This is a genomic window from Shewanella sp. Isolate11 (genome assembly GCF_022398315.1).
In the GTDB taxonomy this organism is placed as follows: Bacteria; Pseudomonadota; Gammaproteobacteria; order Enterobacterales; family Shewanellaceae; genus Shewanella.
The window spans coordinates 362,517-385,439 of record NZ_JAKEVF010000003.1 but is presented as its reverse complement, the minus strand read 5'-3'; the positions used below and the strand labels follow the sequence as shown (position 1 = coordinate 385,439).

20 protein-coding genes and 1 pseudogene are annotated in these 22,923 nt (G+C 41.7%); 9 read left to right on the top strand and 12 right to left on the bottom strand.

Features of this window, described 5'->3' with window-relative positions; translation table 11 throughout:
- Nucleotides 1–367 precede the first annotated feature (367 nt).
- Both L1D21_RS10860 and L1D21_RS10855 read left to right on the top strand, forming a co-directional pair.
- A protein-coding gene (locus L1D21_RS10860; RefSeq protein WP_239845257.1) for an IS3 family transposase occupies nucleotides 368–1,518 on the top strand; the annotation gives its coding sequence in 2 pieces (ribosomal slippage) (nucleotides 368–605 and nucleotides 605–1,518; 1,152 coding nt in all).
- Between the two features lie 21 nt (nucleotides 1,519–1,539).
- Nucleotides 1,540–1,668: pseudogene (locus L1D21_RS10855) on the top strand (IS3 family transposase); the annotation flags it as partial.
- Between the two features lie 4 nt (nucleotides 1,669–1,672).
- Here the strand turns inward: L1D21_RS10855 and L1D21_RS10850 are convergent.
- A complete protein-coding gene (locus L1D21_RS10850) occupies nucleotides 1,673–1,876 on the bottom strand; it encodes a hypothetical protein (RefSeq protein ID WP_239845256.1) in 204 nt (67 codons plus the stop codon).
- Between the two features lie 16 nt (nucleotides 1,877–1,892).
- Nucleotides 1,893–2,162, bottom strand: coding sequence for a hypothetical protein (locus tag L1D21_RS10845; RefSeq protein ID WP_239845255.1), 270 nt, complete (start codon nucleotides 2,160–2,162; stop codon nucleotides 1,893–1,895).
- Between the two features lie 393 nt (nucleotides 2,163–2,555).
- Here L1D21_RS10845 and L1D21_RS10840 point away from each other — a divergent pair, with 393 nt between their 5' ends.
- The 7 genes from L1D21_RS10840 to rimI all read left to right on the top strand — a co-directional run bounded on the left by L1D21_RS10840 (nucleotide 2,556) and on the right by rimI (nucleotide 13,675).
- Nucleotides 2,556–4,181 (top strand): dynamin family protein, encoded by a 1,626-nt coding sequence (locus tag L1D21_RS10840; RefSeq protein ID WP_239845254.1) that lies wholly within the window; start codon nucleotides 2,556–2,558, stop codon nucleotides 4,179–4,181.
- 11 nt (nucleotides 4,182–4,192) lie between these two features.
- Nucleotides 4,193–7,816 (top strand): patatin-like phospholipase family protein, encoded by a 3,624-nt coding sequence (locus tag L1D21_RS10835; protein ID WP_239845253.1) that lies wholly within the window; start codon nucleotides 4,193–4,195, stop codon nucleotides 7,814–7,816.
- Between the two features lie 13 nt (nucleotides 7,817–7,829).
- Nucleotides 7,830–9,074 carry a hypothetical protein gene (locus L1D21_RS10830; RefSeq protein WP_239845252.1) on the top strand — a complete coding sequence of 415 codons (1,245 nt, stop codon included), beginning with the start codon at nucleotides 7,830–7,832 and terminating at the stop codon, nucleotides 9,072–9,074.
- Nucleotides 9,075–9,148: 74 nt separating this feature from the next.
- Complete coding sequence (locus L1D21_RS10825; protein ID WP_239845251.1) at nucleotides 9,149–10,288, top strand: TerB family tellurite resistance protein; 1,140 nt, start codon at nucleotides 9,149–9,151, stop codon at nucleotides 10,286–10,288.
- Nucleotides 10,289–10,293: 5 nt separating this feature from the next.
- The gene (locus L1D21_RS10820; RefSeq protein WP_239845250.1) at nucleotides 10,294–12,519 is read left to right on the top strand and encodes a dynamin family protein; all 2,226 of its coding nucleotides are present in this window, start codon (nucleotides 10,294–10,296) and stop codon (nucleotides 12,517–12,519) included.
- 366 nt (nucleotides 12,520–12,885) lie between these two features.
- Nucleotides 12,886–13,248: a DNA polymerase III subunit psi gene (locus tag L1D21_RS10815; protein ID WP_239845249.1), complete on the top strand. Its 363-nt coding sequence runs from the start codon at nucleotides 12,886–12,888 to the stop codon at nucleotides 13,246–13,248.
- Complete coding sequence (rimI, locus tag L1D21_RS10810; protein ID WP_239845248.1) at nucleotides 13,232–13,675, top strand: ribosomal protein S18-alanine N-acetyltransferase; 444 nt, start codon at nucleotides 13,232–13,234, stop codon at nucleotides 13,673–13,675. The genes L1D21_RS10815 and rimI overlap by 17 nt, the downstream gene beginning before the upstream one ends.
- Nucleotides 13,676–13,766: 91 nt before the next feature.
- On the opposite strand, the gene lipA is transcribed toward rimI, so the two are convergent.
- The 10 genes from lipA to rsfS form a co-directional block, all read right to left on the bottom strand.
- Nucleotides 13,767–14,732, bottom strand: coding sequence for a lipoyl synthase (gene lipA / locus L1D21_RS10805; RefSeq protein WP_239845247.1), 966 nt, complete (start codon nucleotides 14,730–14,732; stop codon nucleotides 13,767–13,769).
- Between the two features lies 1 nt (nucleotide 14,733).
- Nucleotides 14,734–15,384, bottom strand: coding sequence for a lipoyl(octanoyl) transferase LipB (gene lipB, locus L1D21_RS10800; RefSeq protein ID WP_239845246.1), 651 nt, complete (start codon nucleotides 15,382–15,384; stop codon nucleotides 14,734–14,736).
- A gap of 93 nt (nucleotides 15,385–15,477) precedes the next feature.
- Complete coding sequence (gene ybeD / locus L1D21_RS10795; RefSeq protein ID WP_239845245.1) at nucleotides 15,478–15,744, bottom strand: DUF493 family protein YbeD; 267 nt, start codon at nucleotides 15,742–15,744, stop codon at nucleotides 15,478–15,480.
- Between the two features lie 133 nt (nucleotides 15,745–15,877).
- Nucleotides 15,878–17,050: a serine hydrolase gene (locus L1D21_RS10790; RefSeq protein WP_239845244.1), complete on the bottom strand. Its 1,173-nt coding sequence runs from the start codon at nucleotides 17,048–17,050 to the stop codon at nucleotides 15,878–15,880.
- A 125-nt stretch (nucleotides 17,051–17,175) separates the two neighbouring features.
- Entirely contained in the window at nucleotides 17,176–17,967 is a 792-nt protein-coding gene (locus L1D21_RS10785) for a septal ring lytic transglycosylase RlpA family protein (RefSeq protein ID WP_239845243.1), read from the bottom strand.
- Complete coding sequence (mltB, locus tag L1D21_RS10780) at nucleotides 17,954–18,979, bottom strand: lytic murein transglycosylase B (RefSeq protein ID WP_239845242.1); 1,026 nt, start codon at nucleotides 18,977–18,979, stop codon at nucleotides 17,954–17,956. Before mltB ends, L1D21_RS10785 begins: the two co-directional genes overlap by 14 nt.
- Nucleotides 18,980–18,990: 11 nt before the next feature.
- Nucleotides 18,991–20,097 carry a rod shape-determining protein RodA gene (gene rodA, locus L1D21_RS10775; RefSeq protein ID WP_239845241.1) on the bottom strand — a complete coding sequence of 369 codons (1,107 nt, stop codon included), beginning with the start codon at nucleotides 20,095–20,097 and terminating at the stop codon, nucleotides 18,991–18,993.
- Nucleotides 20,084–21,967 carry a penicillin-binding protein 2 gene (mrdA, locus tag L1D21_RS10770; RefSeq protein WP_239845240.1) on the bottom strand — a complete coding sequence of 628 codons (1,884 nt, stop codon included), beginning with the start codon at nucleotides 21,965–21,967 and terminating at the stop codon, nucleotides 20,084–20,086. Before mrdA ends, rodA begins: the two co-directional genes overlap by 14 nt.
- Nucleotides 21,968–22,041: 74 nt before the next feature.
- Entirely contained in the window at nucleotides 22,042–22,512 is a 471-nt protein-coding gene (gene rlmH / locus L1D21_RS10765; RefSeq protein WP_239845239.1) for a 23S rRNA (pseudouridine(1915)-N(3))-methyltransferase RlmH, read from the bottom strand.
- Entirely contained in the window at nucleotides 22,512–22,841 is a 330-nt protein-coding gene (gene rsfS, locus L1D21_RS10760; RefSeq protein ID WP_239845238.1) for a ribosome silencing factor, read from the bottom strand. The genes rlmH and rsfS overlap by 1 nt, the downstream gene beginning before the upstream one ends.
- Between the last annotated feature and the right edge of the window lie 82 nt (nucleotides 22,842–22,923).

Here is a 22,923-nt window from a genome sequence, read left to right as displayed (position 1 = left end):
TCCAAGACGATAGTCTGACAATTAAATTAGACAAATTATACCTATTGGTAAGCCCCTAGAACAGTAGACACTTCATAGAGTTATAATGAACCAAAAATATGAGGTGTTACATGCGCGGAAAACGTTATCCAGATGAGTTCAAAATTGAAGCTGTCAAACAAGTCACGGAACGTGGTTATAAAATCACTGCTGCGCTAACTTTTTCAGCCTTCTTCATTAAAACAGTTCCCTTGTTATTCAGGCATATCGTAAGTAAATCCAAGACGATAGTCTGACAATTAAATTAGACAAATTATACCTATTGGTAAGCCCCTAGAACAGTAGACACTTCATAGAGTTATAATGAACCAAAAATATGAGGTGTTACATGCGCGGAAAACGTTATCCAGATGAGTTCAAAATTGAAGCTGTCAAACAAGTCACGGAACGTGGTTATAAAATCACTGATGTGGCAGAAAGGTTAGGTATCACAACTAAAAGCTTGCACAACTGGATTAACAAGTTCGATAAACCAGAGAAGCAACACATCACMATCGATAATCAGCAAGACGAAATTCGTAAACTGAAAGCGGAGCTTCGGCGAGTTACGGAAGAGCGAAATATACTAAAGGAGGCCGCCGTGTACTTTGCAAGCGAGTCAAAGAAAAGTACACGTTCATAAAGTCTCGACTCGACCAATATCCAATAGCCGTACTGTGCCGAGTGCTCAATGTTCATCGTAGTGGCTTTTACGCTTGGCTAAAGCTGCCCAGCAGTAATCGAACCATTGAAGATAAGCGTCTTCTGGGCAAAATTAAGCAATTTTGGCTAGAGAGCGGTTGTGTCTACGGCTATCGAAACCTGACTTTAGACTTGAAAGACGATGGTGAAAGTGTCGGAAAAAATCGTGTTTATCGAATAATGAAGGAAGCCCAAATARAGGCCATTCGTGGTTACAAACGCAACCCAAGCTTTGGAGGTGGGAATGTTAGCCATACTGCACCAAATACGTTAAATCGTGGCTTTGATGTCCCTGAGCCGAACAAGGTTTGGGTGACTGACTTTACCTATATCCGTACGCATGAGGGCTGGCTATATTTAACAGTTGTTATTGACCTCTTCTCTCGTCAGGTCGTGGGCTGGACGATGAAAAACACGCCTAAAGCTGACTTGGTAATTGATGCCCTATTAATGGCCATTTTGCGACGTTCACCGAAAGGTAAGGTTTTGATACATTCCGACCAAGGAGTGCAATATACCTGTTCTGATTGGCGTAGCTTCTTAAAGGAGCACAATTTAGAAGCCAGTATGAGTCGACGAGGAAACTGTCATGATAATGCTGTCGCGGAAAGCTTTTTCTCGTTGCTGAAGAAAGATAGAGTTAAGAGAAAAATCTATAAAAAYAGAGATGAAGCTCGCTCAGAAATATTTAACTATATCGAATATTTCTATAATCCTGTGCGTCGTCATGGTAGTAATAAAGGACTGTCTCCTGTGCAGTTCGAAAAACAGTACTTTGAGAAACAGTTAAGTGTCTAAGATATTAGGGGCTTACCATAGAAAGCTCGCTCAGAAATATTTAACTATATCGAATATTTCTATAATCCTGTGCGTCGTCATGGTAGTAATAAAGGACTGTCTCCTGTGCAGTTCGAAAAACAGTACTTTGAGAAACAGTTAAGTGTCTAAGATATTAGGGGCTTACCATACTCACGCTGATCCCTAAAATTCTGCCAGCTGTATCCCTGTGCTGATAGATGTATTGAGAAAAACTCAATTTGATGCCTTCATTGTCGACTTCGTAGTCGGCAAGTAAAAGCACGGTACAGTGATCTTCCCAAGGGCTCTTGGATTTCCTTTGATACTCTCTGACGAATTGTGATTTCTTGTCGCTCATTGCTGTTCCTTGTGTCCTAGTGAATGTCTTCCTTAATATCTAGGTTTGCGACCGGGGGATTATTTAAACATTCCTCTAAAAAATTCAAAGTGAGCTCTGCCGCGCGCTCATCTAAGCCATTTCTCATGAGATATCTGCGCACAGAAACCAACATAAATTCCCGTTCAGTTGGTAATTCAAATTCCTGCTCACTGGCGTAGCTCAACTCTTCATCAATAGCTTTGCAGAGTTGTTTGATGGTGCTGCTCAACCAGTTCAGCTGAAGATTAAACGATGTATGACTCATACTCTTTCCTCAATTGTCTTGATGCGACCCAATTGGCCGTATGAGTAGTTAGGTGCGAAGCGGGGGAATTGGATGAGTTTGCACAAAATTGATTGGGGGGAGTGCACAACGGCTAAAGTACAAATCATTAAAGCGAAGAATAAGATGCACCTGGTAACCAAGTGTATGGATGAAATTTTTCCCCATGAATGTTCTGTTTTATAGGCGTTTATAACGTCACTACAGACATAAATGGTTGAGACACACAATTGAATATATTGAAGTTGATTACTATCGAGCATGAAGGCATAGTGCTATTAGGGAACTGAGCCGAGAAAAACATTGAATTAAAAATTAGTGCTTAGTGAAACGTCCATTATTACTGGACCAGAGTATGGATATTTATGGATTTATATGGATATAGACAGCTTAATGAATGGCCACATGGAGCCGCCAAAAAAAGAAAAGATAGATTCAATATCAATTGGGGCATCTGGCAAAGTTAATCGTTACCTTGAAGATGCAGATCTAGGGTTGAAGTTATGTGCCAGCTTAGTCGCAAAACCGGATTTAAGAACTCCAAGTGATCAAATTTTAGAAGATATAAATAAGTTAATAAATCAGAAGTTTCTATCGCACACTGAACAGGGTGAAAATACTAGCGGTGCCAGTACTTATGCTCGACTTCTTGGGTGGTTTGATTCGCTAAAGGAAGCGGTATCATTTCCTCAGTTGCAGCAGAGTCACACTGTTGCTGTAGGTGGTTCTTTTAGTGCAGGTAAAACACGATTTCTTAATACTGTTTTAGGGTGTCCATCACTTCTACCTGTCGACACCACTCCAACAACATCTATCCCTACTTTTTTGTTTAAAGGCGTTTCAAATCGAATTGATGCTTTGAACTTTTATGGTATGAAAACTGAAATCAATGAAGATGCGATCAAAGCGATCTGTCATGCTTTCAATAAGAAGTATCAAGTTACCTTCAGCCATATTCTGCAAATGATTGCGGTTGAAAGAGAAAGTTTTAATTATGCCCACCTTATCTTCTTGGATACGCCAGGATACAGCAAATCAGATAATCAACAGAAAATTGATGAAAATATCGCTCGCCAACATTTAAGAGTAGCCGATTACCTTATTTGGCTTGTTGATAGCCAAAACGGAACCATACCTCCGCAAGATATCGATTTTCTTCAAAGCTTAGAACTAGATCGACCCGTATTAGTCTTGATGAGTAAGGCAGATAAAAAACTTGAATCCGAAGTGAAGGACATTATCAGGGTGACAAAAGATGATCTTGATAATGCGGAGATTGAATATCTTGATGTCATTGGTTACTCAGCGGTTGAGGATTCAGAAGTCTCAGAACATGGTGGACGCCTTAAAGAGTTTTTGGCTCAGGTTAACCAAGGGAGTGACGGCTCAACACTTAAATGGCAGCTTTCAAAGATCTTTGAAGAATATCACCGAGAGTACTTGGCTACTCAACAAACACTGAAGCTAACCGTTGGTACATTAAACGAACTGTTCTTTGATGAAATATTGACTGGTGATAAGAAGAAGCACCTGACTGACTTCCATAAGAAAATTAAAGCTCAGTTAGATATCCTTTATCACCAAAAACGTGACTCAGAAAAGATTTATGCTCACATCGAAGGTTTATTGATTGAGGTGTGCAGGTTGAAAGAAATTGCATTGGCCAGTAATCCAAGCGTTATGCAATTGAACTCGATGGGAAAAAAGACAGATCGAATACAGCAAAACATAGTTACTTTTGACGCACTTCTTCTGGGTGACCTAAAGGTTCTTTCTGGAATGGCGAATCTTGACTCCCTTCAAGGCAAAGTGGTCAAGACCAGCCCGCCTGGTGTTTCTATTCAATTGGATGATGCTCCTGAAATACAGGTTTTGGTGCCAATGGGAGTTATAGCCAAGACTGCTCCCGCTATAAAATCGAAGCAATTCTACATTTCACAAGAAGTACAAGTTCAAATTATTAGTAACAAAAAAGCATCAGTATCACTCAGTTTCGATTAATAGGGTAAATAATGAGCAAATTAGGTATTGTCTTCTCTGGTGGTGGCGGCAAAGGTGCTTATGAGGTTGGCGCTTGGAAAGCATTAAACGAGTTTGGTCTAGATAAAAACGTTGAAGCCGTGGCTGGTACTTCGGTTGGTGGCTTAAATGGTGCGTTATTTGTTAAGGGGGATGTGGAAGCCGCAGAAAAGTTATGGCGTGGTATATCTAAAGATCAAATCATGTCTTTAAACAAAGACAACCTTGCAAGAAAAGCAGCATCTTATGCTAGTACATTGTTTACCCCTTCATTGGCGGCTAGAGCTGTACTGGCGATAACAGGGCTGAGCCAATCACAAGGTTTGTTTAATCAAAGTGGCTTAAAGCACTTGATTGAACAAAGCGGTGCTTGTGATGATGTCAGCCAAAGTGATATCCCATTCCATGTATGTGCGCTGAACTCTAGTACAAGAAAGCTTGAGCACCCTGATTTAACAGATAAAACACCGACAAGTATAGGTCAATGGTTACTAGCGTCAGCAGCCATTCCTATTGTATTTGATGGCATTGATATTGATGGAACAACATACTTTGATGGCGGGGTTTTACCTGGTGAATATAGCGATAATACGCCCTACAAAGTGTTGATTGAACAGCATCACTGTACACACATTATCAACCTATATTTGGAGAGAAACCCACAGCTATCCCAAACGGAAAAACAGTACCCTAATGTCCGTTTCTGGAACATCGTGCCAACAAGAGAATTTGATGGATTAATTGCGCCGCTCAACTTCACACCTGAAAATGCAGGTAAGCTAATAGATGAAGGCTATGAAGATGTGAAACGCATCTTAGAGCAGTTTAAAGACTTCCAAGATACTGAAGAGCAGTTTGTTGCTATTGTCGATAAGCTCGCTGATGATGAAAAAAAATTCGATCAAAGCGTCAACCTAAACAAGCAACTAAGAAACGGTCAGTTTGAAAGTTACGAGAGTCTTCAAGAAGTAACTCAACAAGTTGCGATGGAAATTGACGATCAAGAACAAGCATTTATTGATAGCAGCATCGATACATTAATAGCAGAGATGAAAGATAACTCTACTGAGTTACTTAATGAAGCTTTTTCATCAATTGCGACACTTGCTTCAACTGAAGGGGCGATAAATGCACAGTTAGAGCAGAGCCGATTCGGACGCATTATTGGTAACCTGACAGGTAGCAATAATGAACGACAAGCAGAAGTTAATCGTGGATTAAACAGAGCTATCTATGCTAACCAACGATTGATTCAAAAACTTAATCAGAAAAATAAGTTAACACTAGAAGTTGTTGCCTCGCTATCGAACAAAACCAATTACCTTATGAACCATGTCAATGTGTTACATGGCAGCATTAAGATGACAGAGCATCGACTGAATCGCTCGTTGGCGCTGATGAAAAACGGTTTTGAAGTTTTGGAAGCAGAGCTTTCTCAACAAATATCGCATGTTTCACAAAGAGTTGATGCATTAGAAAGAAACCAAATTATTAATAACTGGTTCCATGACGCTATTGCTAATGGTTTCGCTACAAATGCCTATCAGTCTTTGCTTGATCTCACGAGCAGTTTTTACCTAACTTCAGGTCGAACATGGGAAAATAATGAGTTAGCTCGTTATGTAAATGCATTGAAATTTTTGGAAATTGATAAAGAAGAGTTAGTGCCAGCTTCTCTTATCTGGGAGTCCAATGCAGGTAAGTTCGTAGACCGTATTGATGCTCAGTACATTTTGCCCATAGCGAGCCAAAAGGAGAATGACTTTCCTCTATTGAAAGGCATTCAAATGGTAACAGAAGTATCGAGTGAACGAGATATCATTAGTGAGCTAGAGTCCGATCTTAGTTTGAATCTATTTACACCACGCCCTGCGAAAGAGCTAGGTTTAGAGCTTCTTCACGCTATGCGTCAGAATGATCGTAGACCAGTTACACTCAACCTCACATCTGAGGAGATTCCGTTACTAACAAGTGGTTCGGCAGCTTCTCGGATCCAATCTCAATGGTTATCAGTGATCGCTGAATTAAACGAAATTAATAGCCAGCACCTGAACGATGAAAGCATAAAAGAGCAGTTAGAGTTCCTTACTTCACGGGTTAACAACTATAAAGTAGTCATTCCTGTTATCGGTAAGTTCTCCGCAGGTAAAAGTACGTTACTGAATAGCTACTTAGGTAAGGATTACTTGAAGGTTAATATTGCCCCTGAAACAGCAATTGCTACCGAGTTGACCTACGGAGAAGTCGATCAATTTACTGTTTATTATGTAGACGATACTCAACCAACAATCTATTCGTTAAGTGCATTACAAGATTTTCAGCCCAATGAGCAAGTTGCTTACATCACGGTAGAACTCAATAATCAACGTCTCAAAAATAGAAGAGATGTGGTGTTAGTCGATATGCCTGGATTTGATGCTCGTAATAAAGCTCACCAAAAAGCCATTGCCACATACCTTGAGCGTGGAGATTACTTCGTTACTTTATTTCCAGCGGATATTCCGTTCGATAATACGGTAGTAGAACGGCTTGAGGAGATTTACTATGACCACAGTAAAGATATTGGCTGCTTAATTTCGAAATCAGCCCGTAAGTCTGAAATTGAATTGGCAAAAAGCATTGAGCAAGTTGAGCAAACGCTGAATGAAAGAATGCAAGACCACTTCGAAGTAACGAGTATCGAAACACAGGACAAACAGCTATATACAATCAAAGGCTTCGAAGTAATGATTGATAATGCTGCAAGTCAGTTTGATGCTTTGTTAAAGCATCGCTATCAGCCAGCACTATCTGCTTTGATTATGAACATTGAAGTGGCTTTAAAAGCGAAAAGTTCATATACATCTAACACTGCCGTTGAAATTGAAAATAAGATCGATGGACTGGAGCAAAGCTTCAATGAAGAGAAGCTGCACCTTGAACAGGTGCTAACGGAGCTTGAGTATAACCTTTGTAGTGTCGGCAGAGAGCAGCTTACCGCTAAAGTTAGTTCAGTATTATCAAATAGTACCCATCGCCTAGTGAGTGCTGCGAAAAGTAATACCTTGTCAGACTCGATGGCGACTATTGTGCGCCCTGTGGTGCAGTTAGAATTAGATGAACTTATTCAAAAAGAGCTAGCACGTTTTGAGCGTAAGTTAGAAAACCATGACACTGTTTCTGTGGATGGAATCGATATTCATCTAAATGTCCCTCCCCAAGAAAGAGAAAAATTCTCGCTAAGTTCAGGCACAATAGCGGGAGCTATAAGCTTAGTGGTATTAGGTCCAATTGCTGGCATTGTCGCTGGAATTTTAGGTGGTCTGCTTGGTAAGAAAAAAGACAATGAAGCTGAGCGAGACTTTCAGGTTGAGCAGCAAATTCGTGGTCAGGTTATTCCAGAAGCGACAAATCAGATTATGGATACTGTAGCAGAACATCTAGCTCGTGTAGTTAGAAACTTCAGCCAGCAACTGAATATTACGCTTGAGCAAAAGCAGCAAGCACATAATAAACAACTTGTCTTATTGCAGAAACTACACAAAGAACAATCAGTCACATTTGAAGAGACAAAACATAAACTAGCGGAAGCGTCAGCTGATGTGTCTACTTTAAAGCAATCTTTCGAAAGTAATTAATAAAGGAACAGTGATGTTAGATATTTTAGATGTTATCAACAAAGCAACAAAAGAAGCCAACTCCTTTGAAAACCATGCAGCAAAGCATCTTACTCTCGAAGAGAGATTGTTATATTTACAAGGTTTAGCGCTTGTAATGAATGCAGATGGTGAGATTCACCCTGAAGAAAAAGAGTATATTCGTATTTTGATCAAATCGTTTGAAATGGATGAATCAATCTTAGAAAGCTTTGAGGAGTTTGCGCAATGTCCTGATAAGGATACTGTACAAGCATTTTTCCGTACGTTTAGACGAAGACAAATTGCTCAACTTTTTTTATTCGATGCACTGACGATGACTCGCAGAGATGATTCTGTCGATGAACGAGAAAAAGCAGTCGTTGATAAGATTGCAGAGGAATTAGAAGTCTTAAAAGGGACGTATCAAGATATCTTCGACTTGTTCTGCCATATTAAGAACAAAGACTGGGCAGAAAGTGCTTGGTATTTTTCAAGCCACTTATTAAACCCTGAACATTTCAGACACTTGTTAGATTATTACGAAGTCGATTTTGATGATTTGTTAGAGCGTACTGAAAAAATGAGAAATAAACGCGTGTTGCAAATCTTTAAAAGTCGTTTAAATCTTTCATTAGAAACTGATGAATTAGAAGTGGAACTTCATAATGATATTGTTTTGCCAATCATTCAAACGGCCATTAATAGAGGTGAAATCCAAGTTTTTATGGATAAGTTAGTTTTTTCAGAAGAGCAGGAAACTGAACTTTCTGAAGTTGGATTTGGTTACCTTCAAGAGTGCAAAAGTCTATATTTAAAACATGAAAAAATAATTTCAGATAGGAACACGACTCTATTTTTATCAAATTTCTTGGGTCTCAATAGTGTTGATTTTTACGAGTTTATCTTTGGTGGGGATAATTTAATTCGTGGTGAAATTGACAAAGAGTGTAATCGAAGATTGAACTTATCTTCAAGTTTTGAAGATGATAAGTTAATAGCTGTTGGTGATAAACTTTTTAAATATATTAACAATGGTAGCTATAGTATAGAAGGCCAAAGTGAAATTTATTCGTCAGAAGGAAGAGTTAATTTTTATGAATATGTTAACCAAGGTCTTAAAGATAAAACTTCGGATTTTTTTAGACATTTAGCTGATTTCGATGTAGAGAATCGTGTTTTTCAAGATACTATTAAGCTTGATTATTCGCTTGATGATCAAGATTCAAAAGGTACATTAGAGGAAATACATTTTCTATAGATTGTTTGGAAATTATTTTTTAGCTTCTTGCTAGGCATCTAGCAAGGAGCAATGTTTAATTTAGGGTTAAGTGCATGGACGATATTTTATCATTAATAAAAAAAGCAGCTAAAGAAAGCAAAGCATTCGAAAATCATGCAGCTAAGGAGTTATCTCTCGAAGGGAGACTGCTATATCTACAAGGGTTGTCATTAGTCATGAATGCTGATAGTGAAATACATGAAGAAGAGAAGGATTATCTTCTGATTCTGATTAAGTCTCTTGACCTAGACGAGTCAATCATTGATAACTGTATTGAGTTTTCAAATGAACCAGATAAAAGCACTATTCAGAGCATACTAAAATACTTCAAACGTAAACCTATCGCACAACTTTTTTTGTTTGATGCTTTTATGATGAGCTATCGCGATGGAGTGATTTCAACACAGGAAAAAAAGATTATAGATGAACTTGCACGTCAATTTGAAGTTGCAAAAGGGATTTATAGTGATATCTTTGATCTGTTTTGCTATATAAAAAATAAAAACTGGCAAGATTGTTCTTTGTATTTTTCTGCTTTTTTTTTAAATCCTAAACATTTTATTCATATATTTGATTATTATGATGTTAATTTAGACAACGTGTCTAAAGAGATAAAAGAGACGTCAAAGAGAAAAACTCTAGCTTGCATTAAAGGAAAAATAGAGGATGGAATAAGTAATGAAGTCCTTCTTCCTTTTCTACAATCGAAGATAGATAGAAGAGAAGCTAGCGTTAAAAATGGATTCTATATTGTTTCCGAACTTGAAAATTTGAATCTAAATACCCTTGGGATCGATTATAACAAATTAGATGAAACGCTTTATACAGACTCTTTACATTTAGTAAAAGACAGTTCTGTTGTTAACTATTTTTTCGATAGTATTGGAATTACAAGTGTCGAACGATACAAGCTTGATGGTGGCTCTAAAAAAGTGATCTCCTCAAAAATATTAAATAATAAGCGAGTATTAAGTTTGAGCTCTAAGTTTGATGAAGGTTGTCTTGTTGATATTGAAGGTACGCTTTGGGCGTATAAAAAAGGTCGTGGATATAACAATATATTAGGTGGGAAATCTATTACCTCTAATACAAAAATAAACTTTAGCCAATTAGCAGACGTAAAAGAGTTACAGCTACATTGCTCTTTGACTGATAAATCTAGTGCTGGAAGATTGATAAAATTTTATGGGTAATTTATATGATTAATGATAAAGTCAAACAAATATATTATAGATATGAGCCTCATAGTAGAGTTATCAATGAAAAAATATTAGATGATATTAATCAACTTAGAAATTCGTTTGAATCTGATATAAATAAAGCTAAGGAAGAAAATCGACTTTTAAGCATTGGTATTGTTGGGCAGATCAAGCGTGGTAAATCATCATTTCTAAACAGTCTCCTTTTTAATGGTAAGCCTGTTCTTCCTAAAGCTGCTACACCTATGACAGCTTCACTGACTAAAATCAGCTATTCAGAACAACCAACCGCAACGGTAGAGTTCTACAGCAAGAACGAGTGGAATAAAGTACTTGAACAAGCTCGTAAAGTAGAGCAGGAAGAAATACTCTATCAAGCACAGCTCAAAGAGTTTCAAGCATCAAAAACGTCAGGGTTGAGACGAGAAAGAGGTGTTAGACCACCTCAAAAACCAATTTATCCTGAAGAGTTTAAGGCGTGTTTCGAACTGTACCAGATGGTGCAACGTTCAGGGTTGAACGTTGATGAGTACCTCGATAAAGAACATGTTATTGAACGGACTGATTCAAATGAAACCTTAATTTCCGATCTTACACCATTCGTTGGTGCAGATGGTAAGTTTACTCCAATTGTTAAAAGCTCATCATTAGCTCTTAACCTTCCTGGGCTTAAAGATATCGAGGTTGTTGATACACCAGGGATGAATGACCCAATTGTATCAAGGGGTAGACGAACGCAGGAGTTTTTAGGTCAATGTGACGTTATCTTCCTACTGAGCTATTGCGGTCAGTTCTTGGATAGCCAAGATATGGCACTGCTAGCACAAAATATCCCGAACAAGGGTATCGAAGAGATCATTTTAATTGGTTCTCTGTTCGATAGTGCGTTGCTAGATGAGTACAGTAACTACGCTTCAATTATACAAGCTTTGCCTTCTTTAACTGCTAGCTTAAATGACCAAGCTCAGTCGGAAGTCAAAGCCGTTTGCCGTCATGATGAATTGAACCATGGTGGTCAGTCACATCTGATGCAAACCTTACAAAACGCTTTACCTCCTATTTTTGTATCGTCTCGCTGTTACGATTTAGCGAAGAAGGGGGACGATCTAAGTGAAGAAGAGCAACACACACTTAATCGTCTGAACCAAATGTTTGATGGCTTTACTTTTACGCCACAAATTTTGGAGAAAGTAGCTAACTTCAAAAAAGTCCACTCTAAGCTGGAGTCAGTCCGAGAAAATAAAGATAAAATCATGGCGGAGCGTCTTGATAATCTTCTAAAAGGGGCGGAGCGTGATTTATTGCAAAAACTAACGGCTATTTCTGATGATATTACTCTTAAGCGAAATAATCTCCAGCAAGGCGATTTAGCTGAAGCAGAAAAGAAACAGAAAGAGTTGGCAGAGCGTATTAATGCAGGTAAATCAAAAGTGATCATGGTATTCGATAAATATCGAGTGCAGATCGAGAAAACATTACACAAAGTAGAGCAAGGTATAAAGCAAGACTCACTCTCAGTTAAGCGTATCAATTCTCAAACAGGCAGCCGAGAAGAGTCTTACACTACTTATAGCGAAGTCTATGGTCCAGAGTTATTAAGTCCGTCAACTTGGTTCTCAAAGAAAACGGTGTCTAACAAGAATTATAGAACTGTCAATTACACCTATGCGAACGTTCAAGATGCTGTTCAAAAACTTGAAGATTTCGTGATTGAAACAAGTGAGAGACTTTATCAGTCAAGCTCTCAAACTATCAACATTAACCAGTTCCGTGAAGATATCAAACAGGCAGTTAGAGGCTTATTTGACTTTTCAGACCCAGATTTCGACCCTGAAATGATATTGCTACCGCTAAGCAACTCTGTTGACCGAATTACGATTCCAACAATTAGCTTGGATCTAGACCATCATATCAACTCGATTAGACAGCAATTCTCTGCGAATGAAGTCGAGGGTGATGAGATCCAACAACTAAGAGCTGAGCAGGCTAGAATAGTAGGCATTTTGCTAACGGAAATCACTCAAGAAGTGAGTAAATGTGGCTCAGATATGCTTGGTAAAATCTCCAGAGAAGAGCAAGAGTTCCTTCCTGCATTAATAGGTGATTTGGAAGATAGTGTTGAACAATTAAGAGTGGACATGGAAAACAAAGAGAAAGCACTACAAGAGTACAGCAATATTCTTGAATTGGTCGAAGAAGATAAACAAGAACTGCGTCCTGGTTAAAGATAGCCTTGAAGAGTTGGGGGCGGAACAATATTCAAAAATCTGACTCAACTATGTATATTTCTGTAGAAAATAACTAAGCAGAGTTAATAAAATCAATAGTTTAAAGCATTGATTTTAAATGTTTTATTTCTACGGGTTGCTGCTAAGTTGCTGAATTTAAAAGAATGGGCAGCGGTCTCCAAAACCGATGGTTGCGGGTTCGAGTCCTGCCACCCCTGCCACATTCAAAGAAGCCGTTCAGAAATGAACGGCTTTTTGCTTTTCTAGATTCCCATTATTTCCTCTTAGCGTATTCGTCGTTGTTCCGTGACAGTTGGACTAGCAAAAGTTATGCTACGTGGGGCTTTTAGGTACGGAGGACGCTTGGATAAAACTGCATATTTAGATGCTATGGGGATCAGTCGTTGGGTTCAGCAGAGCGAATTACCCGATACTTGTATCATCTTGGTCGATAAGCAAGCGGTACAAGATGCGGAGCACCCCATCATTAAGGCCGTATTAGGCTTATTTAATCTAGATTCTAAGCAAGTTGTGTTTAGCGTTTCTGTTGCAAAATCTCAAACCATATTTTGGGATATGCGCAGCGCCAAACTGCCTAAGATCACTTGTGCGATCAGTTCGGCATCCATTGTTCAGTTAGAGCAGCAAGCCCAGGCTAAACAGGCCTTATGGCAGTCTATTTGCGGTAGTGAACGTTATGGTAAGGCTTATGAAGCAGCAAATTAAAGAGCTCTCTTTAAATGAGGTCTCAGAGGTGTTTGAGATTGAGCAGGCCTGCCATCTGTTCCCTATGTCGCTTGCTAATGTCGAATCCTGTTTTGGTCGCTTTTATCGGGTGGTTGGTTTTTTCGAGGACAACCAGCTCTTTGGGTTTGCGATTTTACATCAACTTTTCGAGGATGCTACCTTAATGGATATTTGCGTTCACCCGACAAAGCAGGGTAAAGGCATAGGTCAAGCCTTGATGCAGACGATTATCGATATTGCTGCAACAGAAGGTGCTGAGCGCATCATGTTAGAGGTAAGAATCTCGAGTCAAAGAGCGATTGAGTTATATCGGCATTTTGGCTTTGAACAGACAGGGATCCGTGAGGCTTATTACAAGCTGGAGCAGGGAAAAGAAGACGCGGTGTTGATGCAACGTTTGCTTTAACATGAGCAGGTTCAATTCAGCCGAACTAAGCTGATAAACAAAAATAGCGCCGAAGTGGCGCTATTTTATTTTATTGAACAATGAAGCTGAGTTATTTTACTTCTTTACCTTGTGCTTGAAGGTCTGCATGGTAGCTTGAACGTACCATAGGGCCACAAGCGGCATGGGTGAAGCCAATTTTCTCTGCGAATTCACGTAACTCATCAAACTCAGCTGGCGGAACGTAGCGTTCAACTGGCAGATGAAATTTTGAAGGTTGCAGGTATTGTCCTAGCGTCAACATTTCAACATTGTGAGCCCGAAGATCTTGCAAGACTTCTGCGATCTCTTCGTTAGTTTCACCTAATCCCATCATAAGACCCGACTTAGTCGGAATGTTTGGATGGCGATCTTTAAACTTCTTCAATAGATCCAGTGACCACTGATAGTTTGCACCTGGACGCGCCTTACGGTAATGCTTAGGCGCAGTCTCTAGGTTGTGGTTGAACACATCGGGTGGCTCAGTGGCTAGAATATCTAGCGCTGCATCGATACGACCACGGAAATCAGGTACTAAGATTTCAATTTTAATTTCTGGGTTAAGAATGCGGATCTCACGGATACAGTCGGCAAAATGTTGTGCACCACCATCTCTAAGATCGTCACGGTCAACTGAAGTTATCACCACATATTTCAACTTCATGTCGCGAATGGTTTGCGCCAATTTCTTAGGCTCTTCCGCGTCAGGTTTAAGTGGGCGACCATGAGCCACATCGCAGAAAGGACAGCGGCGAGTACAAATTGCACCCAAGATCATGAAGGTTGCAGTACCGTGGTTAAAGCATTCGGCTAGGTTCGGGCAAGAGGCTTCTTCACAAACCGAGTGAAGGCCGTTTTTGCGAAGGGCTTGCTTTATGTCATCGATACGCTGGTTTGAGGCGGGCAGTTTAACTCGTAACCATTCTGGTTTACGTAGCATAGTTTCGCGCTCTGAAGGCACAATTTTGACTGGAATACGAGATACTTTATCGGCATCACGTAACTTAACTCCCGGTTGTAATCTTTCAGGCCTGTTCATATTACTTTGTTAACCCTTGATGATGTTCTAACTGTTGATAGCCTAATGCTTGGCTAAAGGTTTCAACGAGTTTTTCACCCGCTTCAACGACGGTTTGTGGCCCATTTAATGGTTTGCACTGAGCCATCTCTAATCCAGCGTAACCACAGGGGTTGATGCGCTGAAAAGGTGACATATCCATATCAACGTTGAGGGCTAAACCATGGAAGGAACAGCCTTTACGGATCCTAAGTCCTAATGATGCAATTTTGCGTTCCTGTACATAGACACCTGGTGCATCGGCCTTGGGGTAGGCCTCTATACCATACATGGCAAGCATATTGACTATGCTTTGCTCGATATCGGTAACTAGCTGTCTGACGCCGATTTTAAGGCGCTTAATATCCAGTAGCGGATAAGCCACTAATTGACCTGGGCCATGATAGGTGACTTGGCCGCCTCTATCGACTTGAATGACAGGTATGTCACCAGGGTTGAGTATGTGTTCACTTTTACCCGCTTGCCCTTGGGTAAACACGGGAGGATGCTCTACGATCCAGAGTTCATCTTGGCTATTTTCATCACGAGTATCCGTGTACTGCTGCATAGCATGCCATACCGACTCATAATCTTGCTGGCCAAGATGGCGAATGTGTAAAACTTTATCCTTCAAGGGCAACCTCTCCCCTACAATTTGGAGCGCTTATTATACGCTTGAAATGAGGCGAATGTAACACAGATCACATTAGTAGTTTTTTGAAAGGTATTAAAGTACGCGCTTAACCCCTTCGATAGCCGCTAACTCTATGTATAGCTTCTCGATTTGTTCTTTGCTGTTAACTATCACTTTAATGGTGATCGAGTTGTAGGTGCCTTTGCTCGAGGCTTTTGACGTTGGCATATAGTCACCAGGAACATGGCGTTGTACTACGGCAACAACATCGTCAGCCAGAGTATCCCTTGCATCTCCAACGACTTTAAATGGAAATGATGCTGGAAACTCCATGAGTTCGTGGAAATTGGTATCTAACATTGAATTACTCTCTTGCCGAAAATAGAAACTAGTAAAATGGGGGGCATTATAACGAATTCAACCCATAGATGGGAAACAATCGTCGCCACAACAAAAAGGCCACGTAATGTGGCCTTTTAAGGGTAAGTGATGATTAGTTAAACCAGCTTTCAAACATCTGCTTGAAGTAGTCCATCAGCTTGCTGAACCAGCTACCTTCGTTTATTTCTTGTAGGGTGACTAGTGGGAACTGGGCGATATCCTTGCCGTCAAGCTGGAAGAAAACACGGCCGACAACTTCACCTTTTGCCAAGGGAGCTGTGAGCTCTTTATTTAACTCGAAATTCGCTTGTAGATTTTTAGCTTGGCCACGATTAATCGTGATTGGAGTATCTGTCATTAAGCCTAAATCAACCGAAGGCTTATCACCATACCAAATCTTTTGGTTAACGAACTTCTCGCCGGCTTTATAAGGCGTTACGGTTTCGAAGAAGCGAAAGCCATAGGTCAGTAGTTTTTTACTTTCGGCTTTACGTGCTGACTCGCTGGCGGTGCCCATAACTACAGAAACTAAGCGCATGCCATCTTTGGTCGCTGAGGTCACAAGGTTATAGCCTGCACCTGAGGTGTGGCCAGTCTTGATGCCGTCCACGTTCATGCTTTTATCCCACAATAATCCGTTACGGTTATATTGCTTGATACCATTGTAAGTGAACGATTTTTCAGAGTAGATATGGTATTCATTAGGAACGTCACGGATCAGCGCTGCGCCGAGTAGTGCCATATCATAAGCGGTTGATTTGTGATTTTCTGAATCAAGGCCATGAGCGTTTTCGAAATAGCTGTCTTTCATACCAAGCTGTTGAGCCCAAGAATTCATCATATTGACGAAGCCGTCTTCGGTACCCGCAATATGCTCAGCCATAGCAACACAAGCATCGTTACCCGATTGAATGATGATGCCGCGGTTAAGGTCGGCAACTGAAACTTGTTTACCGACTTCGATAAACATTTTCGATGAATCTGGGAAGTTTTTAGACCAGGCATTTTTACTGATGGTCACTTTATCTTCAGGTGAAATATTGCCCGTTTTGATTTCTTGACCAATCACATAGCTGGTCATCATCTTGGTTAAACTGGCTGGATTTAAACTCTCGTAGGCATTCTCTTCCGCGATGATTTGACCTGAGTTGTAGTCCATCAAAATGAAGGCTTTGGCAGCCACTTTAGGAGCATCAGGAGTGACAATAGGGGCAGCGCTAACAACGGTGCAGGAGAGTGAAGCAATAAAGAGAAGTGATTTGGCGCAGTTATTTATCAATTTCATATTAAAAAGGCACGTCTTTTAGTTGAATGCGAAAAGATACAAGATGTTGGCTCAGAGTATACATTAGTCGACCTGAGAATTCAGTGAAGGTTCATTAATCTTATACAAATTGGCCAAGGGTCAGTTTATTCGGTTACCCGATAGCTGTTGGGATAACCACTTTGTTGCAGCTGCTGATGCAGTTTATCGGCTAACTGCTGCCTTCCCAATGGACCAAGTTGTAATTTATACAGGCTTCCCGATTGTTGAATACGTGTGTTGACTTGATATTGGGTTGCCAACTGTTTGGCTAGTTGATCGATACGGGCTTTATCAGATAATGCCACCACTTGGATATAGTACAGGCTGGTATCTTGCAATTGCGCTAACGCGAGTGACTCTGGGTTTTCAATGTAGATCACTTCGATATTGACGTTAGCCGTACCAGTTTTGAGCATATCCAATTTATGTGCAGCAGCATAGGATAGATCGATAATGCGGTTGTCATGAAACGGGCCACGATCGTTAACCCGCACCACAACACTCTTATTGTTATCGACATTGGTTACTTTGACATAACTTGGCAAGGGCAAGGTTTTGTGAGCCGCCGACATAGAGTACATATCATAGGTTTCACCGTTGGAGGTGAGGTGACCATGAAACTTTGCGCCATACCATGATGCTACACCACTTTGCTTAAAACCTTTGCCTGAAGGCATCACCTGATAAGACTTGCCCAGAACCGTGTAAGTTTTAGGATTGCCGCCACGGCTGTAGGGCTCAAATTTAGGGTGAGCATCTTCAACCTTGGTGACATCGGGAGCATTGCTTGGTGCCACATCATCGCTGATTTTATAGCGGCCACTCTGAGATGAGCAGGCCGCTAACACCAAAGATAGGCTTAAAATAACGGCGCGAGATAAATTACTGTTTAGCATAAGCGTCTTTAAGTTGTTGGCTGAATTGATACACTGCCATGGCATATAATGGGCTGCGATTATAACGGGTGATCACATAAAAGTTATGTAGACCAAGCCAGTAGTCGGTTTGCTCTGCTTGAACTAATTCGACAATTAATCCCTCTTGACTGATATCAAGGTCGATATTCTCTGCCAATGAGACTTCAGGCGATAAGATATCGGCAACCTTATATTCAGGCTTACCGCTTTTCCATACATTTAAGCCTTCTGGTAACTGGTGGGCAGTCAGCGGAATTGCGACCGGCTCTGCTTGTTTCCAATCATGTTGATGGAAGTAGTTGGCGACGCTGCCAATGGCATCCACAGGATTGTTGACTAAATCTCGCTTGCCATCACCATCAAAGTCGACCGCGAAATGACGATAGCTTGAGGGAATAAACTGACCATAGCCCATAGCACCGGCGTAAGAGCCCTTTAACTGATTGATATCCAGTTGCTCTTCATTGGCAAGCAATTGCAAATTTGCCAGCTCTTTACGGAAAAAATCGGCACGTGGTGTGTAGTGAAACCCTAAGGTATACAGGGCATCAATGACAGGGTAATTGCCCATATAGCCACCATAGAAGGTTTCTATACCGATAATAGCGACAATGATCTGTGGGTCGACCTGAAACGTTTTAGCCGCTTTGGTTATGGTTTCACTGTGGGCATTCCAGAATTCTAGCCCTTTGGCTAGACGCTTCTCGGTCAAGAAAATCGGTTGGTACAGATGCCAAGGCTTAGCTTCCCAAGGCGTGGTGATCGCATCGATCACCTTCTGGTTATAGTGAGCCTGATTCAGAAAAGCATCAATTTGTTGTTGATTAAACCCAGCGCTAAGCTGAGATTCAACAAATGCCTGTTTCAGGGCTGAAATGTCACCTTCTTGAGGAATAACGGCATCTTGGGTGGGAGTGATATTTTGCGCCTGAGAGCATGTTGCGGTCAACATTAACGATACGGCGGTTAAAAGGCGCGATAAATTTCTCAATCTTAGCTCCATTATCTGTCTACAAAACGGCGATGGGTATGAATGCTCATTAAAATGCCAAAGCCTGTCATCAGTGTCAGCATCGAAGTACCGCCATAACTTATCAGTGGTAGCGGAACACCTACAACCGGGAGAATTCCCGATACCATGCCGATATTAACAAACACATATACGAAGAAGGTTAAAGTAATACTTCCCGCGAGTAAACGGGCAAAACTGGTTTGTGCTCGGGCGGCGATAACCAGCCCGCGACCAATCACATAAAGATAAAGGGTTAACAGTAATAAGCTGCCTATTAAGCCAAATTCTTCACCGATAACGGCAAAGATAAAGTCGGTATGACGCTCGGGTAAAAACTCCAGTTGTGACTGGGTGCCATCGAGCCAACCTTTGCCCCACAAACCGCCTGAGCCGATGGCGATTTTCGATTGAATAATATGATAGCCTGCGCCGAGCGGATCTTTTTCAGGGTCTAGCAGGGTCAACACGCGAGTACGTTGATAATCGTGCATCAAGAAGAACCATAAAACCGGTAACATAGCCAATACACCACCGACAAAACTGCCGACAATTGCCCAGCTCATTCCCGATAAAAACAGCACGAAGATCCCTGATGCTGCAACCAAAATTGAGGTGCCTAAATCCGGTTGTTTGGCGATAAGCAGTGTAGGAATCAGCAGAATGACCCCAGCGCCAGCAAGGTAGCGTTTTTTCGGTGGTAATGGAAACTTACTGATATACCAAGCCATGGTGATGGGGAAAGCGAGCTTCATCAACTCTGACGGTTGAAACTCCATAAAGCCGAGATTAAGCCAGCGCTGAGCGCCTTTGTTGATCTCGCCAAAAAAGTGAACCCCGAGTAATAGAATGATCCCGGCGATGTAGATGGGAAAAGCCCAGCGTCTAAGCACTTCAGGGTTAATTTGTGCCACAAATACCATGATGCCTAGTGAGAGCCCCATGCGGATCAGTTGTCGCTCCATTAGCGCCATATCTTCGCCGCCAGCAGAATAGATCACAAAAAGACCAAAGCACATTAAGACTAATAGCCCAATGAGCAGTGGCAGATCGATATGCATACGCTGCCAAATGTTGGGACGGTGGCTATGGGCGCTCATGTTTAGAGTTCTCTTCGCTATTGATAGGTTGCTTATCGCGTAACAGATATTCATCAAGCAATGCTCGTGCTACAGGGCCTGCGTTAGCACCACCCCAGCCAGCGTTTTCCAGTACCACAGCTAAAGCGATAGTAGGTGCTTCATAAGGAGCATAAGCCACGATTAAGGCGTTATCTCTTAAATGTTCATCGATGGTATCGGCATCGTATTTTTCATCTTCTGCGACACTGAATACTTGAGCGGTACCGGTTTTCATGGCAGCGGTATAACCTGCATCGACAAAGCGAGATTTATGCGCAGTATCTCTCATTGCTTGGTTTATCACGTCCCAGTTGCTTGGGTCGTTAAGCTCAATTGGGGGCATTCTATCGATAGGGCTTTCCACTTTAGCGCTATCATCTTGTATCGATTTCAATAGATGAGGCACAAAGCGCTCACCTTTGTTAGCTAGAATCGCCACAGAATTGGCTAGCTGCAATGGTGTAGTAGTCCAATAGCCTTGGCCAATTCCTACAGAGATGGTGTCACCGATATACCAAGGTTGATTGTAGCGTATGCGTTTCCAATCTCGTGATGGCATGATCCCTGCTGATTCTTCGAAAATATCGATCCCCGTACGTTCACCAAAGCCAAACTGCAGCATAAAGTTACTTAGCTTATCGATACCGGTTTTATAGGCCAGTTCGTAAAAGTAGATATCACATGAATTCACTAAGGCGCCGTTAACATCGACCCAGCCATGTCCCCAACGTTTCCAGTCACGGTATTTTCTTTCTACACCGGGAATTTGCCAAAAGCCGGGATCCCAAACTCGAGTCTTAGGAGTGACCACTTTGTCATCCAGACCGAGTAGGGCGATGAGAGGCTTAACCGTTGATGCTGGAGCATATTGTCCTTGAGTCGCACGGTTAATTAAGGGGCGCGAGCGTGAGTTAAGCAGTTTACTGTAGGCTTTAGAGCTAATACCGTGAACAAATTTATTGGGGTCATAACTTGGACTCGACACCATCGCTAACACGCCGCCATCACGGGGATCGACAGCGACAATAGAACCTCGACGACCATCAAGCAGCTCCATGGCTTTTTGTTGCAGTTTAAGATCTATGGTGAGGTAAATATCTTGCCCAGGTGTGGGCGCGATAGATTTCAGTGTCCGAATGGCGCGGCCACGGTTGTTAACCTCTTCCTCTAAGTGTCCTGGTTTGCCATGCAGCAAGCTTTCATAAAATTTCTCGATACCTTGCTTGCCAATATCATGGGTTGCGGCGTAGTTGTGCCACAGGCCATTGGCTTGTAATGAGGCTTGGTCACGGTTGTTAATGCGTCCGACATAACCCAGTACGTGAGTCAGTAAGCTGCCATAAGGGTAATAGCGCTTCAAACCCGCATCGATAGAGAAACCAGGGAAAGCATGTTGGTTAACGCTAAACTGCGCCACATCTTCTTCACTGAGACGATTCTTTATAGTTAGCGGTTTAAAGCGGCGATGAAATTTGAGCGACTCTAGTAGGGATTCACGTTCATCGGCACTTATGGCAATTATGTGGCTGAGTCGGTCGAGAGCGTCTGGAATATCGCTAACTTTCTCAGGGATCAGTTGCAGCGAGTAAAAGGGCTGGTTTTCAGCTAATAGCTCGCCGTCACGAGCATAAATAAGCCCACGACTTGGCGCTACAGGCACCACGCGAATACGGTTGTCGTTTGAGCGCGTTTCATAGTCTTTAAAGGAAAGGATCTGTAATTGATACAGGTTAGTAAAGAGTATGGTGAGTAACACGATAACACTGACGAAGGTGAAGATGGCTCGTCGTTTGAATAGTGAAGCTTCGGCTGCATGATTATGCATTGCCATCCGTTTACGTGGCGCCAATTATACTCTCTCCAGCGGTATGTTGGTGTTCACTATCATTAGCCTATCCTTTGGTCATTGGCATAGGGAGAGGACTACTCTCTGTGATACGGATGATTGTTGTTGATGCTCCAAGCCCGGTACAGACTTTCAGCCACCATGACTCTTACCAATGGGTGCGGCATGGTGAGCGCAGAAAGACACCAACTTTGGCTCGCAGCTTGTTTACAGGCGGGGGCAAGTCCTTCTGGGCCGCCAATTAATAAACTGACGTCGCGTCCATCATGTTGCCAGCGACTGAGCTGATCTGCCAGCTCGGGGGTCGTCCAGTTTTTGCCCGGTAGATCTAGGCTAACTATGTGGTTGCCTTTGGGGATTGCCGCTAACATCAGCTCGCCTTCTTTGTGAAGAATACGTGCGATATCGGCATTTTTACCTCGTTTACCGGCTGGGATCTCAGTCAATTCGAATGGCATATCGCGAGGAAATCGACGCTGATATTCTTCAAACCCTGTGGTGACCCAGCTTGGCATGCGGGTGCCTACGGCAACTAACTGTAACTTCATTACTCTGGCTTTTCAGACCATAGCTTTTCTAGCTGGTAGAAGTCACGAGTTTGATCTTGCATTACATGCAAAATAACATCGCCAAGATCGACTAATACCCATTCACTGCTGTCACGGCCTTCGACACCATGAATATGTAGGTTAGCTCGTTTGGCTTCTAGCACTACATTTTCAGCAATCGCTTTAACGTGAGTTTTAGATGTACCTGAACAGATGACCATAAAGTCGGTAATGTTAGATTGGCCGGTGACATCTAATTGCACCACATCTTTGGCTTTTAAATCTTCGACTTTGTCGATGACAAACTGTTTTAGCTCGGCGCTTTGCACGCGGTTTTCCTCATTCATTTTAAACAGCGGAGCAGTATAACAGGTTATAGGGGCAAAGTAAGCGGCAATAGTGGGCTCGACG

Excerpts from the sequence above, each read along its gene's own strand:
- L1D21_RS10840 (WP_239845254.1), top strand. The coding sequence starts at position 2,556 with ATGGATATAGACAGCTTAATGAATGGCCACATGGAGCCGCCAAAAAAA.
- lipA (WP_239845247.1), bottom strand. The coding sequence starts at position 14,732 with ATGAACAGGCCTGAAAGATTACAACCGGGAGTTAAGTTACGTGATGCC.
- L1D21_RS10850 (WP_239845256.1), bottom strand. The coding sequence starts at position 1,876 with ATGAGCGACAAGAAATCACAATTCGTCAGAGAGTATCAAAGGAAATCC.
- ybeD (WP_239845245.1), bottom strand. The coding sequence starts at position 15,744 with ATGTTAGATACCAATTTCCACGAACTCATGGAGTTTCCAGCATCATTT.
- L1D21_RS10845 (WP_239845255.1), bottom strand. The coding sequence starts at position 2,162 with ATGAGTCATACATCGTTTAATCTTCAGCTGAACTGGTTGAGCAGCACC.
- L1D21_RS10790 (WP_239845244.1), bottom strand. The coding sequence starts at position 17,050 with ATGAAATTGATAAATAACTGCGCCAAATCACTTCTCTTTATTGCTTCA.
- L1D21_RS10820 (WP_239845250.1), top strand. The coding sequence starts at position 10,294 with ATGATTAATGATAAAGTCAAACAAATATATTATAGATATGAGCCTCAT.
- L1D21_RS10825 (WP_239845251.1), top strand. The coding sequence starts at position 9,149 with ATGGACGATATTTTATCATTAATAAAAAAAGCAGCTAAAGAAAGCAAA.
- L1D21_RS10830 (WP_239845252.1), top strand. The coding sequence starts at position 7,830 with ATGTTAGATATTTTAGATGTTATCAACAAAGCAACAAAAGAAGCCAAC.
- L1D21_RS10785 (WP_239845243.1), bottom strand. The coding sequence starts at position 17,967 with ATGCTAAACAGTAATTTATCTCGCGCCGTTATTTTAAGCCTATCTTTG.
- rlmH (WP_239845239.1), bottom strand. The coding sequence starts at position 22,512 with ATGAAGTTACAGTTAGTTGCCGTAGGCACCCGCATGCCAAGCTGGGTC.
- rodA (WP_239845241.1), bottom strand. The coding sequence starts at position 20,097 with ATGAGCGCCCATAGCCACCGTCCCAACATTTGGCAGCGTATGCATATC.
- rimI (WP_239845248.1), top strand. The coding sequence starts at position 13,232 with ATGAAGCAGCAAATTAAAGAGCTCTCTTTAAATGAGGTCTCAGAGGTG.
- L1D21_RS10835 (WP_239845253.1), top strand. The coding sequence starts at position 4,193 with ATGAGCAAATTAGGTATTGTCTTCTCTGGTGGTGGCGGCAAAGGTGCT.